This window comes from Mycoplasma sp. 4013 (assembly GCF_054353875.1).
The window spans coordinates 38,309-54,807 of the sequence record NZ_JBTHHK010000004.1; the positions used below are offsets into that span (position 1 = coordinate 38,309).

Genomic DNA, 16,499 nt, shown 5'->3' on the forward strand with positions numbered 1-16,499 from the left:
TTATCCCCTTGTGATTTTTAATGGATTAAAAATTATATCTACAATACTATCCATTTGTTGTTTTTGACTTTCATTTGAATGATCATAACCTTGCAAATGTACCAATCCATGTGTAAATAAATAACAAAATTCACGTTTAAGTGAATGATTAAACTCTTTTGCTTGCATCTTCATTTTATGTCAACATATTACTAGCTCACCTAAAAAATAAATCGGTAGTTTGTCATATAAATTATTTTCTTGAAAACTAAATGAAAGAATATCGGTTACATAATCTTTATTACGATACTCTGAATTAAGTTGTTTAATTTTATTTTTTGAAACAAAGCTTACATCTAAAATAATTTGCTTATTTTTATCAATTTTAAAATAATTAGCAAAATTATTTAAAATATCATACATTTGATTGATAAAAATATCAGTATTTTTAGGTTGATTTGAAAGGTTAATTTGCAGGTTATATTTAAACATAACATAATTATATAAAATTAGTTAAATAAATGTATAAATCAGTTATAAATATATTTATAAATTAATTCTTTTGATTCAATTAAACGAACTGGGATAAATTCAAGGTTTTTTTGTTTTAAAAACATTGATAAATCTGAATTTTTGATAATAATTTCTTCATTTTCATTTATTGCATCAATATTAATTTGATATTGATGCAATTTATCTTCAAAATTAAAGTCAATTTGATAGTTTTTTAATGCTAATTTATCATAAGCTATATTTTTTAAAATCAACTCATTATTATTTTGTCTAATTATCACCTGCTGATATTTATTAATCGACTGATACATAATCAAATAAATAAACATCGCAAACAATGCTAATAATGAAAAAAGTAGTAAATATTCTAAAAAACTAATTTTGTACTTTTTCAAGATTAATTACTTGCGAATCAGCAAAAAGATATTTATTATTATGTGAAATTTCTACTACTTTTTTGTTTTTTAAAATATATCCAAGTGGTTTTTGAAGCATCAAGAAAATCTCTTGTGAAATTGATTCAAATGCTTCATCAAGTAAAACTACATCGTAATCTAAAATAAAAATTCTTAACAACTTAATTATTTGCATTTGTCCACTTGATAAAGAATTGATATTTATATTTTCTATATCATCCAAATTTGCTTTTTTTAAAATAGGATATAACTTAAATCTATTAATGGTATCATTGAAACCAAAAGAATCAGATATCATTAAATATTCAGATATAGACATATCTAATTTTTGATTTTTATCCCCTACATAATAAATTTTTTCACGTATTTGGTTATTGTGTAAATTCATTTTTTGATCATTTATTAAGATTTCACCATAATCAATTTGATATTTACCACTAATGATGTTGCATAATGTAGTTTTGCCACTACCATTATCGCCTTTGATGATATGTTTTTGATCAATTATGAGCCTTGGAATATTAACAACTTTGTAATTAGGATTGCTATTATATGAAAAGGATACATATGATAGATGTATTTTATCAATCGAATTGATATTCTCTAAAAGATTTGAATTTACAGGTTTACCAGTTCTAAAAATATTAAGCATAGTTTTGCTAATCTTATAATCTTTTGACATCTGAAGTGCTTGTGGAATAAATTTTAGAGGTCTGATAAACAAATTTGATGCTGTGATAAAAAATAACAGTTCATATACTTTCAAATTCTGCGATCATATTTGAAATGTTCCATAAATTAGGATGCAAAATGGATAAAAAACATCTAAAAACAATTCAAAATGATTAAAATTTTGCATCTGTAAATTAAAATTAGAATTTTCTTGTATATATGCTGCATAATCATTCAATAAATTCTTTTGATATAAATTTGCAAATGTATAATCAAAATTATCTTTTAAAATATTAATATAATTATTGATTTGTTTATCGGTTAGAATACTTTGAGCAACAATTTGATTTTTGTTTTTAAAATACCAAAACATATAAATGCTAGCAAAAACACTTGTAATTATTCCAAAAGCACCTACAATAAATAACAATTTTTTATTTATAGCAAAAATAATAATCAATGAGATGATAAAACTGATTATGTTTACAAAAACCTTAGACAAAAAAGTCTTTTTATGAATTAAGTAATTCATTAAAGAACTGATGCGATTTTTTATCTCTATTTCACCTAATTGATTAATAATTTTAATATTTTGATGACTTCAAGATTTCAATAAATTATTGAATTCTTTTGAATAACTAGTCAATACTTTATTTTCAAAGATTCTCGTGATCATTATTTGAATTAAACTAATAATTACAAATAAAATAATAAAAAATCCACTCATTAATCATAATTCCTTTTTAAGATGAAATGGAATTATATTTTCAAAAATATATTTTGTTGTTAATGGTGTAATAAGTGAAATAATTATTTGCAGCAAATACATAAAAATCAACTTTATGGAAATACTTAAACCACCGAAATAAGTATTTCTATACTTTTTTGTTATTTGTTTTTGTGCTGCTTTATCTTTACTTATTTTGACCAATATTCCTCGATATAAGTTTAAAAAAATGTTTTTATCTTGTTTTATTCTTCCTTGTTTTGGATCATAGATTAACAATTTATTTCCTTGCACTTCTTCAATTAGCACCATATGCTGCATATTTTGATTTAAGATAATTGCAGCAAGTGGATATTCATCAACATCAAGTTTTTCAAAATCTTTTGCACTACATTTAAAACTTTGTAACTGATATTGGTATTGTGATAAAGTTTGTTGAAAATGAAATAGACTAATACCTTCTTCTTCATAACTAACATTTAACTTTAATTGGTTTATATCATATTGTTCGTTATAGTATTTATTTGCTAGATGTATAAATACATATAAAGAACAATCTCTTGGATCAATTTGTTTATACATAATTTTTATATTATTTTTCAAAAAAAAGTTACTAATAAGGAACAAAAAATGTGAATATTATGTAAATAATTTAAAAATATGATAAAAATTAGTATAATTATAAAATAAACAAAGGGGTAAAATGGAAGCAAAAACTAAAAGAAAGTTATTTTGATTTTCTGCTCTTGCAACAACTGTAACTGCTGGTGCTTTTGGTTTATCAATTGCAGTTTTAAACACAGGAGCAAGTGATAGAAAGTATTATGAATATAAATATTCAACGCTTGATTCATATATAAATTCTGTTAAATTACCTGGTTTAGCAGATCAACAAGTAAAAAATTTATTACAAAAAGCAGATGTTAATTATCATAATCCTAAGCAATTTGATGATTTAGATTTTTTATATCAACAATTTCGCGAAATTTTAAAACAAGCATTAAAGCCTCGATTAGATAAATTTACTAATTATAATATTTCACTAATTGTCCAAACACAAAACACTAAACAATTAGTGGATGCTTGAAATAGCATTGATAATATTGAAGAATTTTATCAAATCTTGCCTAAAATCAAGGATATTAATAAACAAAACCAATTAGAAACAGAATTTAGAGCAAGCATTACACCAGATAATACATCGGCTGTTTTAGCAAAAGCACAAATGGAAATACAAAAATAAAATCGTCTTTTGACGATTTTATTTTGGTTTTGCTATTAAAAAATTTATATTCTTTCCTTTTTGACTTCATTTAATTTCATAACCTGTTTTAATATTTTGATTATTATATTCTGATTTATGTAAATCATCGGTTTGATAAATTATTTTTCAGTTATTTTGTATTAACGAATCAAGTGAAAATTCAAAAAGTTTGTCATTATCTGTCTTAAATCATAACTTTCCACCTTGTCCTAATAATTGCTTATATGTATCTAAAAATGTTTTATATGTTAGTCGTCTTTTAAAATGTGCATTCTTAGGTCATGGATCACTGAAGGTAAGTCAAATTTTATCACAAGTTCCTTTGAATATTTCATTTATTTTAATCGCATCAGCAGTTATAATAAATAAGTTAGTCAAATTAAGTTCTTCAATTTTTTTGAGAATTTTAACTGCAACAGTTGCATATTTTTCAAGGGCATAATATTTGATATCTGGATTTTGCTTTGCAAGGGATGTTATCATCTCTCCCTTACCTGCACCTATTTCAATAACATTAGTGTGATTTAATTGTATCGGAAATTCTTTTAGATAATAAATAGATTCATTTAATTTACCTTGTGCATTTTTATCAAATCTTAATCTCATATACTCCTTATATTAATAATTTCATTCAAGAAAAAAAGAATTTTTCAAAGATATTGTAGTCTTTATTTAACTTTGGATTATCTGTTAAATCACTGCAATATTTATCATATTCATCAAAAATATCATTAACTTGCGCAACTGCATCTCCATAAATAATATCCATTGTTTCATACTGCGAATTCATACTACGACTATCTAAATTAGCACTACCTGCTCAAGCAATTTGTGAATCAATGATACCGATTTTAGAATGCATAAAATGGTCATTATATATTTTTACCTTTAACCCGTGTTTAATAAGTTTTTTAAGTTGTCATAATCCAATTTGATGCACTATTTTCTTATCTGGTAAGCCTGGAAAGTACACAGTTATTTCTACCCCACTTTTTAAACATAATAAAAATTGTCGATACAGAGCATCGGATGCTGAAAAATATGGTGATGCAATTTTAATACTTTCTTTAGCATTAGCAAATAACTTTAATCAAGTAAATTCGGAAACAGAATGTGGAAAACTTGGTGATTCAGCAACTAAAACAGAATGATTGCGATGGTCATCATCGCAAATTGATGACAAATATTGAGTAGGTTTTAGTTCTTCTTTAGCAAAAATATGTCAAAGTTTTAAAAAAAGTAAGATATAAACATTAACATATTCACCTGTTATTTTATAATTAACATCAATTCAGTGCCCATATTTTTTTGATAATGAAGCATATTCATCAGAAATATTATTTCCGCCAGAAAACACTATTTGTGAATCTATAATAATAAATTTTTGATGGTTGCGGTTAAAACTTGCAGCATTAATAAATGGATAATAAATTTTACCAATATAAATAATTTTAATACCTAACTTAATTAATTTCTTTATTTGTTTTTTTTGAGAATGATATGCACCAAAAAAATCAATTAATCATCTTATTTCGATACCTTGTGAGTGTTTTTGTTTAATAAGATCTAAAAACTCTTTTGAAATTTCGCTTTTTTTGATTATATATGAAATAATAAATACTGATTTTTGAGCATTTTTTATTGCTTCAAATAATGTTTTATAAAACCGATAACCTTCGTTATAAAAATGGTATTGGGAACTTTTGGTCTTGGTATCATTAATGCGAGCAACAGCCTTTAAATTTGCATCATAACATTCATGTGTGCTAGTTAATCCGAGCGATTCGTATGTATTAATTTTATATCTAGGATCATTTTTTAGTTTGATTTCACTTCTGTTTCGTGAAATTCAACCAAAACCAAAGAAAAGAGCATGTCCTACAACCGGGAATAAAATTAAGATATATAATCAACCTAATTTTGCTTCAAAATTGCGACGTTGTAAACCAATAAAAAACACAAAAAGAGTATTAACAAAATAAGCTATTGTTAAAAATAAGTAAATATAGTTAGTATTAATCAAAAATAACAGACTTGCTATCCCTGCTAATAAAGCAAAAAGAAAAATAAATTGAGCTATAAAGATAAAAAATCTTTTACTAAAAATCCCTGTTTTCATAATTTAATGAAATACGCAATATTGGTTGATATTGCGTATATTTTTATTCTGGTTTATAACCTTTTCCAGCACGGATTTTTCCGTTTTCTCCGTGTATATAGTATGTTCCGTTATGTTTTTTAGCTAAATTACGAGCATATGGAATCGCTTCTTTTTGAGTATCAAATGTAATAGTTGCGCGTTCTGAACCTTCACGCGATACTCTTCATTTACCTTTTTCTTTATCTAATGTGATATGTCAGGTAGGTTTTAAGTCTTTTTTCTCAACTAACTTGTCTGCCATTATTTATCTAACTCCTCTATTCTTGATTGGTGTCTACCACCTTCATAATTTGTTTTTAAATACTCATCAACCATTTTTTTAGCATTTTCTGGAGCAATTTGACGTCCTCCGAATGCTAAAACATTGGCATTATTGTGTAATTTTGCTAAATGAACATCTTCTAACGAAGTAACTCTAGCAGCTCGAATGTGTTTATGACGATTTAGTGCATATGAAATTCCTAAACCTGTACCACATACCCCGATACCAAATGCAGGATCTTCTTTATCTATATATTCAGCTAATTTATGTCCTTGAGTCGCATATGAACTTGGAACTGCATCAGTGTTTGGTCCTAAATCAACTACTTGATAACCTAAAGATTCAACATAATTTTTAAGTTCTTCCTTAAGTTTATAACCGGCATGATCGCTTGCAAAAGCAACAATTTTTTTATCCATTTTATTCCTTTTTTGTGTATTTTTTTGTATTATACTAAATTCTTATAGTATTATAAAGAAAAATGAAATTTTACATAAGAATTATAAAAATCTTAAATTGTTTTGTTTGCTTGATTTATAGCAAATTTTAAATAATATGGTAGAATTAATAAATATGAAGACTAATCATAAAGTAGCAATGTCTTGTAGTGAATGTCGTCGTAAAAATTACACAACTAATAAGAGTTTAGGTAAAACTGAACGCTTAACTGTTAAAAAACATTGTATCCATTGTCACAAACATACAATACATAAAGAAGAGGTTTAAATGTCACAAGAAAACGAACATATCGTTAAATCGAAGCGAAAAAAACGTTTTTGGATGCGCAAGCTAGTTAAAGAGGTTAGACGTGTTAGATGACCCGATGCAAAAACAAATTCAATTAACTTTGTAAAAATTTTAATTTTTACTGTAATATTCACTATTTTTGTAACAGCCTTATCATTTGGCTTTACACATTTATTCAAATTATGAAACATTTAGGAGGCTTATGAGTAATTTGAAATGATATATGATTTCTACCGTTAGAGGTAAAGAACAACAAGTTATCGAATCATTAAATAACCGAATAGTTGCTGAAGATTTATTACATGATTTTGATTTAACCGCAACACCACAAGGAGCATTTAAAATCTTTCAACGTCCAACACTAACTTCTAAAGAACATCAAAAGAAATTAGAAGGTAATGAATTTAAGGTTAAATATGTAAATTTATATCCAGGTTATATTTTTGCTCATATGCATATGTCTGATAAAGCTTGATTCTTGGTGCGTAACACTCAATATGTTACTGGATTGGTTGGTTCTTCTGGTAAGGGAGCAAAACCTACTCCAGTATCTAATCTTGAAATTACTAAAATGCATAAAAAAGAAAAAGAAGCACAACAGCGTTTTGATTCAGGTGAATACAATTTCGGTTTAGAAGAACATAATTTTGTTGAAGTTATTGAAGGTCCATATACTGGTTATGTTGCAGAAGTAATAGCGATTGATCATAAAAATAAAGAAGTGACTTTGTTGATTGAAAGTTATGGTAAAAAATCTGAAGTAACAGTTGATTTAGATTCGGTTCGCTTAGCAGATAAATAATTGATCAAAATAAAGGATGCAATTAGCATCCTTTTATTTTCTTACTTAAAATTAATATAATCAGATATTTTTTTAGCAGCAATTGCTCCATCTGAGGCAGCTGTGATAATTTGACGAATATCTTTAGTTCGGATGTCACCTGCAGCAAAAATTCCTTTAATTCTAGTTTGCATAAATTCATCGGTTTCTATAAACCCGTTTTTATCTAAAATATTGAGGTTTTTAGCAAAGGTTGTGGTAGGAACCATTCCAATGTAAGGGAAAAATGATCCAATTGAAATAGTTGTTTCATTTCCGTTTTTATCTACAATAACAGCAGATTCTAACGAATCATGTCCTTGTAATTCTTTAATTTGTGATTCACGATAAACAGTAACATTTGGCTTAGCAAGTAATTCATCAACTAATCTTTTTTCTGCTGTGAAATCTGCATCTTTGATTACAATATGTACATGTGAAGCAATATTGGTTAAATATGTTCCTTCTTCAACTGCTGAATTACCTGCACCAAGCACCAATGATGGAAATCCTTTATAAAGTGGACCATCACAAATTGCACAATAACTAACTCCGCGGTTTAAAAATTCTTGAAAGTTTTTAATAAAGTTTGGTTCGCGGTTTTTCATTCCGGTTGCTATCAATACAGTGCGACCAAATACTGATTTCCCGTTTGTTAATTTAACTTCTTTTTCATAATCCGAATGGTTAATCAGTTCTTCAACTTCACCATATTGATATTTTGCACCAAATTTTTTAGCATGTTCTAAAAAATGTGTTGCAAGTTGTCACCCTTCAGTCATTTCGGTTCCAAGTCAATTTTCCACCTTATTTGTTACCACTAATTTTCCACCAGGTGCTCCTTTTTCAATAAAAATTGTTTTTAATTCTGCACGTGAAGCATATAATGCTGCATTTAAACCAGCAGGTCCTGCTCCAATAATAACTAAATCATAAATTTCTTTTTCCATAATAACTCCTTATTTAATTCAACTTATTTAAATCATATATAAGAATATGCTTTTTTAAACATATGTGTTATTGATGTAGCATCAACATATTGAAAGTAAGCATTTTGATCTTGATATTGATAGAATTTAAACACTTTATGTCTGTATTCTACTTTATATTTAACTTTAGCTCACATTTGATAGTAAATAAATACTAATACACCGACAACAACAAATGCAATCGCAACATATTGATATAATCCATATGCTTCTTCACGCAGTGGTTCCATCGCCATACGTAGCAGTCCGTATCAAATTAAGTATAAACCAATGCTGCTTCCAGGTTTAAAGATACCAAAGAAGTTTATCACTCATACAATTAAAATATATCCAACTAAGTTTGCTAATCCTTCATATAAGAATAATGGATAACGATATGCTCCGTTTAATCCCATTGAATTAGTTAAAGCATCAGAGATATACATATTTTGTGCAAAGGTTTTACCAAAGATTAATGAACTTTGTCCGCTTCAATCGATTTTTCCATAAACTTCATGGTTTGCATAGTTACCCCAACGACCAATAAATTGACCTATTAAGATGGTAGGAATAATTATTGATGCAGCTTTTCGAATATCTAAGTGTTTGCGTTGTGTATAAACATAAAATAAATCTACTAAAATCGTTACTACAAGTCCACCTTGAATACTTAATCCACCCTCTCAGATTTTATACCAAGCTGAACCTTTAAATGGTTCATCTTGATAAATAAGTTGCTCGATTATATATCCAAGACGTGAACCTAAAATCCCAAGTGGGATGGTAATAATGATTAACACAAAGAGTTTATCCATATTTAACTTCTCTCGTTTTCAAAAATAAATGATTGTTAAAATGGATGCTAAATAACCGAGCATAATCATTAATGAATATACCTGCACGCTAAATGAACCAATACTAAATAAAGGTGCATCTGGTATCCCTTCATGCTTTGCTGTTTCAGGTACTCATATCGGAATACTAGTCATCTAGTTCTAACCTCCTTTTTTCTATTTCTTTCAAGATATCAAGTCCATCGTGACGCGATAAATAGGCACTGACAGCAGCTTCAATTAATGAAGCAGCTGAACCCCCTTCTTTGATTGGAACTTGTATTTTCTTAATGCTACGACCTAAAATTGGGTATTTAAGAAAATCGACTCCAATGCGATCTAACTCATTTTGTTTTTCAGTACGAACCAATTCAACAACTAAATTGATAATCGATGATGGTGCTACAGCTCGAATTCCGTATGTATATTTTACATCAATTATACCAATTCCACGTACTTCTAACATATTTTGAGTTATTTTTGGTGATTTACCGATAAATAAATTTCCATTATCTTTGATTAAAACAGAATCATCACTAATTAAAACATGACCTTTTTGCACTAACTCTAAGGCTGCTTCGGATTTTCCTATCCCTGATACACCTGTTATCAAAACACCAGTACCACCTACTAAAACTAAACAACCATGTACTAATTTTTCATCTGCAAAATGGTTGTTTAAATAAGACCCGATATTGGTTGCTATATAAGATGAAGACATCGGAGTCAAGCAAACTGGTACACCATATTTATCAGCCATTAATTGAATTCAACTTAAAGCAGGTTTAGAAATACGTCTTGAAAGCAGCACCAATGGTGGATTACCTAAAAACACATGTTCAATTGCTCGCAATGCTGCTACTCGCCCGATGCTTTGAAATCATATAGATTCGGTAGTTCCTCATGAAATTATATTTCCTGATAAATCACTATTTCCGATATGTTCGGTTAATTCCAGACCAACTTGTTTTATTGCAGGCCGATACACACATCCTCAATTAACTTTATTTAAATCATTATTTAAAAGTTTTAAATTAAATAAGTTCACAATATGTCTAACACTGATATTTTTACGATTCATATTAATTAATTATAAAGAAATTATAAAATTTTGGATAAAAATTCAGCTGTGTATCCAACATGTCATTTAGCAACTTCTTCAGGACTTCCAGATGCAACTATTCTACCACCTTTAACTCCGCCGTCAGGACCTAAATCAATTAAATAATCACAGTTTTTAATCACATCTAAATTATGCTCAATCACAATTACTGAATCACCTTTATCAACAATGCGATCTAAAATTTCAATTAATTTCTTAACATCATGAATGTGTAATCCAGTTGTGGGTTCATCTAAAACATATAATGTTTTACCTGTAGGTTTGCGCTGTAAATAGGTTGCTAATTTAACTCTTTGTGCTTCTCCACCTGATAAAGTTGTAGACATTTGCCCAAGTTTGATATAACCTAATCCAACATCTAATAAAAATTGAAGTTTTTCGCTGATTTTTTTATGATTTTTGAAAAATTCGAAAGCTGCTTCCACACTCATTTCTAAAATATCATTAATATTTTTATCACGGTATTTGATTTCAAGTGTTTCACGGTTGTAGCGTTTGGCATCACATTGGTCACAAGGGATGTAAACATCTGGTAAAAAATGCATTTCTATTTTCAAATAACCATCACCAGAACATTTTTCGCAGCGACCCCCATTGGTATTGAAACTAAAAGTTCCTTTATTATAACCTCTAGCACGAGCTTCTGCAACATTAGCAAATACATCTCGGATGTCATCAAAAACACCTGTGTATGTAGCAGGATTAGATCTAGGAGTTCGTCCAATCGGGCTTTGTGAAATAGGTACAACTTTATCAATATTAATAAGTCCTTTAATGGTATCAAACTTAGCTTTTCGTTGCACACTTCCTTCGGTTAAACCTCGCATATGTTGAATTCCTGCAACTAAAATATCATTAACTAATGTACTTTTCCCGCTGCCTGATACACCTGTTATTCCTACTAGCATCCCAAGTGGGATTTTAACATCAATATTTTTTAGATTGTTCTCACGAGCACCTTTTATTTCAATAAAATTTTGATTACCAGATCGACGCTTTTTAGGTATCTTGATTTGATATTCACCTGATAAATATTTACCAGTAATTGATTCAGGTGAATTAATAATATTCTCTAAATCACCAAAAGCTACTATTTTTCCACCATGTTCACCGGCTTGCGGGCCAATATCAACTATATAATCAGCAGCAAAGATGGTTTCTTCATCGTGTTCAACAACTATTAAAGTGTTACCTAAATCAACCATATTTTTCAATGTTTGAATTAGTTTTTGATTATCTTTTTGGTGCAATCCTATTGAAGGTTCATCTAAAACATATAAAACTCCTGATAAATTTGATCCGATTTGGGTAGCTAAACGAATCCGTTGTGCTTCACCTCCTGACAAACTTTCTGCGCTACGGTCAAGGGTTAAATATTCTAAACCTACATTCTTTAAAAATGATAATCGATCGATAATTTCTTTAAAAATTAGATTCGAAATTGAAAGTTGATGCTCACTAAGTTTTAATTGTACTTCTTCGATTTTTTCAAGCAATTTTTCAATTGACATTTTTATATAATCAAAAATATTCAACTTATCTATTTTTACTGCTAATGCATGCTGATTTAAACGGGCTCCTTTACATAATGAACAAGCAAAGGTTCCCATATATTTTTTTAAATAATCACGACGATTTTCAGAAGTTGTATTGTAATAATGATTTTCAATTAAGGTTATAATTCCTGCAATTTTATCGCGACGGCGATATTTATTCCCTGATGATGAAATCAATACATAATCTATTTCATCATTTTGCGAACCGTATAAAATTCGCTTCATTTGCTCATCGTTCATCTCATCAATTGGTAAATTTTTAGGAATATGATAATATTCTAACATTGCATCATATTCTTGTCATTCAAGATTTTGAGTATTTACAGTATTAGCAAAATATTTAATTGCCCCTTGTTCGATTGTTCTTCATTGCTCAGAGATTAACACATCGATATCTGCTTTAAATTCTAAACCTAATCCCTTACAATTTTCACACATCCCATATGGAGCATTGAACGAAAACATTCTTGGTTCTATTTTTGGAACTGAAAAATCCTTATAAATACATGCATATAACTTTGAATAAATATTTACTTGTTTAGTAGTTAAATTCTCTATTCTAACTATCCCACCTGATTTTTCAGTAGCAATATTAATTGCTTCTGAAATTTCATTATACTTTTGCTCACTTACTTCAATTGCTCTGGTAATAACTAAATCAATGTTATGTTTATTGTTCTTATTTAGTTTAATTTCATCTTCAAGTAAATACATATCTCCATCAATTTTTACCCGTGTGTAACCATCATTTTTAAGTTTTTCAAGTAGGTTTTGATGACTTCCTTTTTCACTTTCAACCAATGGAGCATATATTGCAATTTTTTGATCTTGATTATTTAAAAAAATTTGATCAAGAATATCTTTTGAAGTTTGTGAACTTATTTCAATGTTATGATTTGGACAAAAAACCTTACCAATCCTTGCAAAAAGTAATCTAAAGTAATCATATAACTCAGTTACAGTCCCAACAGTTGAACGTGGATTATTATGAACAGTTTTTTGTTCAATTGAAATAGCAGGACTAAGTCCTTCGATTTTATCCACATCAGGTTTTTTTGTTCCACCTAAAAACATTCTAGAATATGAACTTAGCGAATCAACATATCGTCTGCGACCTTCTTCGTAGATGGTATTAAAAGCAAGAGAACTTTTTCCACTTCCACTGAGACCTGTAAAAACTATTAACTTGTTTTTTGGGATTGTTAAATCAATATTTTTTAAATTATTTTCGCGAGCTCCTTTAATCACTAATACATCATCTTTCATATCACCTCTGTAAATATAAATGTTTATAACTATATACCAGTAATAAACATTTTATGCTTTATTATTATTTGATTTAGGTATATAATCAATTAGGTTTGGATTATAGCGATATCCGCGGCCTTCTTTAGCTTGTTTTTTACCATTTAATAAGGTTGCATCAGCAGAAAATGAATTATTTAATTTAAATATACTTTGTCCCACTCCATAAAAATCTACAGGTGCATTTGAAGCTTCAAAATATGCTATTTTAGATGCATTAAATCCAGATGAAACAACAATTTTATAATTGTTAGCACCTACATCATCCAATGCCACACGCAATCTTTTTACTTGTTCAACATTAACACCATAAAAATCTGGGTTATCAGGTTCATTATCAAACATATGATCCTTCATATTCTTAGATGTATCAATCCGAACACCTCAAACCTTATCACCTAATGCATTCCATACTGCTAACGAATCTTTAACAACATCATTATTGTAATCTACTAAAGCGATAATTTTATCGTTTGGAAAACTATGATGAAATGCAAGTGTGGCTGCAACTACATCACCATCAAAATTTTGTATTAAAGCATGAGGCATACTTCCGAAAACACTTTCTTGATTGTTTTTTTGAGCAAATTTCTGCATCGGCGTTGATACAATGTGAATACCTGCAATACCAACTGCATATCCATCGATTGTTTGATTGATAAAATGATCAGCACGATCACCCATAAAAATTATTTCTTTGTTATTAGCAACTTTCTTAATGTTATATGCATTGGTGGCAATCGAAGTATAGCGAGCCAAAATCCCGTCTATCATACCTTCTCAAATTCCAAAATCTTGATAATGTCCTGTAAGTTCTAATACAATCTCTAAATTATTGATTTTGCTACCATCAGGTAAATATTTAATTTTATATTTAGAAGTGTCAGTTTGTTCTTCAAGTAATCTTAAAACTTCTTGCATTCCTGCTAAAATACTATCATCTCGACGCTGAAAAAACTGTAGTGTAATAATATTTTTTGGATTATGCTGCTTAATAACCTCTTGGGTTTTATTAAAATAGCTTGCAACATAATCGGTTGCTTTATCATCCTTTTTATTTTTCATTTTTTTCTTCCTGCATAACTGCTTTACGTTGCTCTATTGCTCAATTCTTTCTTTAGTTTTAATAAAGTAAACTGGAGGTAAGGCTTTTTGTCCTGGTTGTAAGATTCTCAATACTTTTCTAAGGATAAAACCAACAGCAGGCGCTGAAAAGAAAGATAGAGAAATCATTATTAATATTAAAATAGATTTTAAATATAAATTATCTCCACTATAACCTAGTGGATGTCAGAAACTGATAACTGAATAAATTGCTATCCCACGATCTAATTCGGTATTGTATATCTTTGGAATAATATAATTTTCTTCATTAGTTTGTGCTACTATACTAGGTAAAAAGTCATGTTGACTAAGATTTTTAAATTTATAACCAAATGTATATATAAAAATAACAAAAATCAAATATGTAACTGGGTAAATCGAAAAACTTCATATAACACGAGTACTTACACGAATTCTTTTTCTTTCTCAAAAAAGAGTAATTATACCAAAGAACGGGGCAATCGCATGTCATACTAAAGTTCGATAAAAATCATTATCTGTATCATTTCCACCGATGCTAGAATCCACTATATAACCAAACCAAAAAGCTGATACAACTATGATAATATAAACTATTCCAGAAAAATAAAATTTTTGCATTTTACGGGATTTTTTAAAAAACGGAAAGATTAAAATCGTAATCGCCATTAAAACATTTGACATAAAAGTAAATCAATAAGTTGTTCCTCCTCACAATAATAGCACTGCATTAGGAAGCAAACTACGATATACTTCACGTTGCATATTTGGATTTGAATCTGCTATTTCTTTGATTTTCCTAAGTAAATCTGGATTTTGATTATATACTTTTCAAGTTTCATAACTTTTATCTGCTCAGTTTCATAAAATAATTCAAATATATAAAAGAATAAGATCGACTCCTATAATAAAGGTTGCTCAATCTTCGGAATCGAAATGTTTATAAGTATAATAAAACTTTCTAAAACCTTTTTCCATATATTTCCTTTTATGTAACTGATGATATATAAGATAAACTTTTAATATTATTTTATGTAAAACTAATAAAATCCCCTTAAAATTAATTGAATATTTTTGGGTTTAATATCAATTAAAGATTTTATAGCAATTTTTAACTGGTTACTGATATTTTTAAATAATGTATTTAATGATTTTCGCGATGTTTCCTTTACCTTTACTTCAAGGAATATCATTAGATTTGTATGATTTTCTTCAAATACTAAATTAGGTTTACCAACAACTTTAATTTCTTTAAAATCTGACATTGTAAGTTTTATAATATCTAAAAAAGCACCCTCTTTAACAACATAAATTTGATCTGAATTAAAGGGAACATTAATATAATTTGACATAATTACTCTTTTGATTTACCAGAATATTTACCTGTTTCAGTTGAGATAATAATAATATCACCTTCTTTAATAAACATCGGTGTTTCTAGTTCATAACCTGTTTCAACAATCACTTTTTTTTGTGGATTTGTAGTGGTATTACCTTTCACAGCATCTGGTGCTGATGTAACTTGTAAAGTTACATTAACAGGTAGTTCGATATCTAAAACCTCGTTTTCAAACATACGAATTTGAACTTCCTTTCCTTCTTTTAAAAAGTTCATTTCTCAAGTAACTTTATCAAGTGAAATTTCAATTTGCTCATATGTTTCTTTGTCCATTAAAATAATATTTTCACCATCTGAATAAAGATAATCCATTTTTCTTTTATCGATGTGAGCCGGTTTTACCTTGTCTCCACCTGTATAAGATTTTACGGTGGTTGAACCTGTTCTTAGATTTTTTACTTTTGCTTTAACATTTGCTTGTCCACGTCCTTGTTTAGAATGTTGAGCTTCTAAAACAACAAAAATTTCTCCATCATCTTGAAATGTTATTCCAGGCTTAAATTCATTTACATTTATCATATTTCCTCGTTTCTGACTTTTTTTATGTTTTATAAATTATAACTGAAAAAATTTAAATATGCATCCTTTTTATCTCATAACAAATAAAATCATATTTGTTATTTTGAAGAATTTATATATAGTCTTATCATACGAAAACATATTAACCATTT

At 28.2% G+C, this 16,499-nt stretch carries 19 protein-coding genes; 4 read left to right on the forward strand and 15 right to left on the reverse strand.

Translation table 4 applies throughout. From position 1 onward, the window contains the following. Genes ybeY through ACXYRO_RS02030 form a run of 3 tightly spaced genes read right to left on the reverse strand, consistent with a single transcriptional unit; the run spans position 1 to position 2,889 of the window. Positions 1–471 carry an rRNA maturation RNase YbeY gene (gene ybeY / locus ACXYRO_RS02020; protein WP_458597334.1) on the reverse strand — a complete coding sequence of 157 codons (471 nt, stop codon included), beginning with the start codon at positions 469–471 and terminating at the stop codon, positions 1–3. Between the two features lie 17 nt (positions 472–488). Continuing rightward, positions 489–887, reverse strand: a complete 399-nt coding sequence (locus ACXYRO_RS02025; RefSeq protein WP_458614160.1) for an MAG1140 family protein — start codon at positions 885–887, stop codon at positions 489–491. Beyond that, a complete protein-coding gene (locus ACXYRO_RS02030) occupies positions 868–2,889 on the reverse strand; it encodes an Mbov_0121 family peptidase domain-containing ABC transporter (protein ID WP_458614161.1) in 2,022 nt (673 codons plus the stop codon). The genes ACXYRO_RS02025 and ACXYRO_RS02030 overlap by 20 nt, the downstream gene beginning before the upstream one ends. Positions 2,890–3,010: 121 nt before the next feature. On the opposite strand from ACXYRO_RS02030, the gene ACXYRO_RS02035 reads away from it, so the two are divergent. Further along, entirely contained in the window at positions 3,011–3,550 is a 540-nt protein-coding gene (locus ACXYRO_RS02035; RefSeq protein ID WP_458614162.1) for a hypothetical protein, read from the forward strand. An 18-nt stretch (positions 3,551–3,568) separates the two neighbouring features. On the opposite strand, the gene trmB is transcribed toward ACXYRO_RS02035, so the two are convergent. The 4 genes from trmB to ACXYRO_RS02055 are packed head-to-tail and all read right to left on the reverse strand — an operon-like array spanning position 3,569 to position 6,413. Then, entirely contained in the window at positions 3,569–4,177 is a 609-nt protein-coding gene (gene trmB, locus ACXYRO_RS02040; RefSeq protein ID WP_458614163.1) for a tRNA (guanosine(46)-N7)-methyltransferase TrmB, read from the reverse strand. A gap of 7 nt (positions 4,178–4,184) precedes the next feature. Further along, entirely contained in the window at positions 4,185–5,690 is a 1,506-nt protein-coding gene (locus ACXYRO_RS02045) for a phospholipase D-like domain-containing protein (RefSeq protein WP_458597329.1), read from the reverse strand. 43 nt (positions 5,691–5,733) lie between these two features. Then, positions 5,734–5,973, reverse strand: coding sequence for a DUF2188 domain-containing protein (locus tag ACXYRO_RS02050; protein WP_458597328.1), 240 nt, complete (start codon positions 5,971–5,973; stop codon positions 5,734–5,736). Beyond that, a complete protein-coding gene (locus ACXYRO_RS02055) occupies positions 5,973–6,413 on the reverse strand; it encodes an RpiB/LacA/LacB family sugar-phosphate isomerase (protein ID WP_458614164.1) in 441 nt (146 codons plus the stop codon). Before ACXYRO_RS02055 ends, ACXYRO_RS02050 begins: the two co-directional genes overlap by 1 nt. A 154-nt stretch (positions 6,414–6,567) precedes the next feature. On the opposite strand from ACXYRO_RS02055, the gene rpmG reads away from it, so the two are divergent. Genes rpmG through nusG form a run of 3 tightly spaced genes read left to right on the forward strand, consistent with a single transcriptional unit; the run spans position 6,568 to position 7,543 of the window. Further along, the gene (gene rpmG / locus ACXYRO_RS02060) at positions 6,568–6,720 is read left to right on the forward strand and encodes a 50S ribosomal protein L33 (protein ID WP_435130437.1); all 153 of its coding nucleotides are present in this window, start codon (positions 6,568–6,570) and stop codon (positions 6,718–6,720) included. Further along, positions 6,721–6,936, forward strand: coding sequence for a preprotein translocase subunit SecE (secE, locus tag ACXYRO_RS02065; protein WP_458597325.1), 216 nt, complete (start codon positions 6,721–6,723; stop codon positions 6,934–6,936). It begins immediately after the preceding gene. Between the two features lie 7 nt (positions 6,937–6,943). After that, positions 6,944–7,543, forward strand: a complete 600-nt coding sequence (nusG, locus tag ACXYRO_RS02070) for a transcription termination/antitermination protein NusG (RefSeq protein ID WP_435130435.1) — start codon at positions 6,944–6,946, stop codon at positions 7,541–7,543. A 41-nt stretch (positions 7,544–7,584) separates the two neighbouring features. Here the strand turns inward: nusG and ACXYRO_RS02075 are convergent, their stop codons facing one another. The 8 genes from ACXYRO_RS02075 to efp all read right to left on the reverse strand — a co-directional run bounded on the left by ACXYRO_RS02075 (position 7,585) and on the right by efp (position 16,347). Beyond that, positions 7,585–8,511, reverse strand: a complete 927-nt coding sequence (locus tag ACXYRO_RS02075) for an NAD(P)/FAD-dependent oxidoreductase (RefSeq protein WP_435130433.1) — start codon at positions 8,509–8,511, stop codon at positions 7,585–7,587. A gap of 23 nt (positions 8,512–8,534) precedes the next feature. Next, positions 8,535–9,518 (reverse strand): prolipoprotein diacylglyceryl transferase, encoded by a 984-nt coding sequence (lgt, locus tag ACXYRO_RS02080; RefSeq protein ID WP_458614165.1) that lies wholly within the window; start codon positions 9,516–9,518, stop codon positions 8,535–8,537. After that, positions 9,511–10,443 (reverse strand): HPr(Ser) kinase/phosphatase, encoded by a 933-nt coding sequence (gene hprK / locus ACXYRO_RS02085; protein ID WP_435130429.1) that lies wholly within the window; start codon positions 10,441–10,443, stop codon positions 9,511–9,513. Before hprK ends, lgt begins: the two co-directional genes overlap by 8 nt. Positions 10,444–10,463: 20 nt before the next feature. Continuing rightward, complete coding sequence (gene uvrA, locus ACXYRO_RS02090; RefSeq protein WP_458614166.1) at positions 10,464–13,307, reverse strand: excinuclease ABC subunit UvrA; 2,844 nt, start codon at positions 13,305–13,307, stop codon at positions 10,464–10,466. A gap of 51 nt (positions 13,308–13,358) precedes the next feature. Then, positions 13,359–14,429 (reverse strand): nicotinate phosphoribosyltransferase, encoded by a 1,071-nt coding sequence (locus tag ACXYRO_RS02095; RefSeq protein WP_458614186.1) that lies wholly within the window; start codon positions 14,427–14,429, stop codon positions 13,359–13,361. Positions 14,430–14,444: 15 nt separating this feature from the next. After that, complete coding sequence (locus ACXYRO_RS02100) at positions 14,445–15,407, reverse strand: MAGa3780 family membrane protein (RefSeq protein WP_458614167.1); 963 nt, start codon at positions 15,405–15,407, stop codon at positions 14,445–14,447. Between the two features lie 62 nt (positions 15,408–15,469). Continuing rightward, entirely contained in the window at positions 15,470–15,781 is a 312-nt protein-coding gene (locus tag ACXYRO_RS02105; RefSeq protein ID WP_458597319.1) for an MMB_0454 family protein, read from the reverse strand. A gap of 2 nt (positions 15,782–15,783) precedes the next feature. Further along, entirely contained in the window at positions 15,784–16,347 is a 564-nt protein-coding gene (gene efp, locus ACXYRO_RS02110; RefSeq protein WP_458607375.1) for an elongation factor P, read from the reverse strand. Positions 16,348–16,499: the final 152 nt, after the last annotated feature.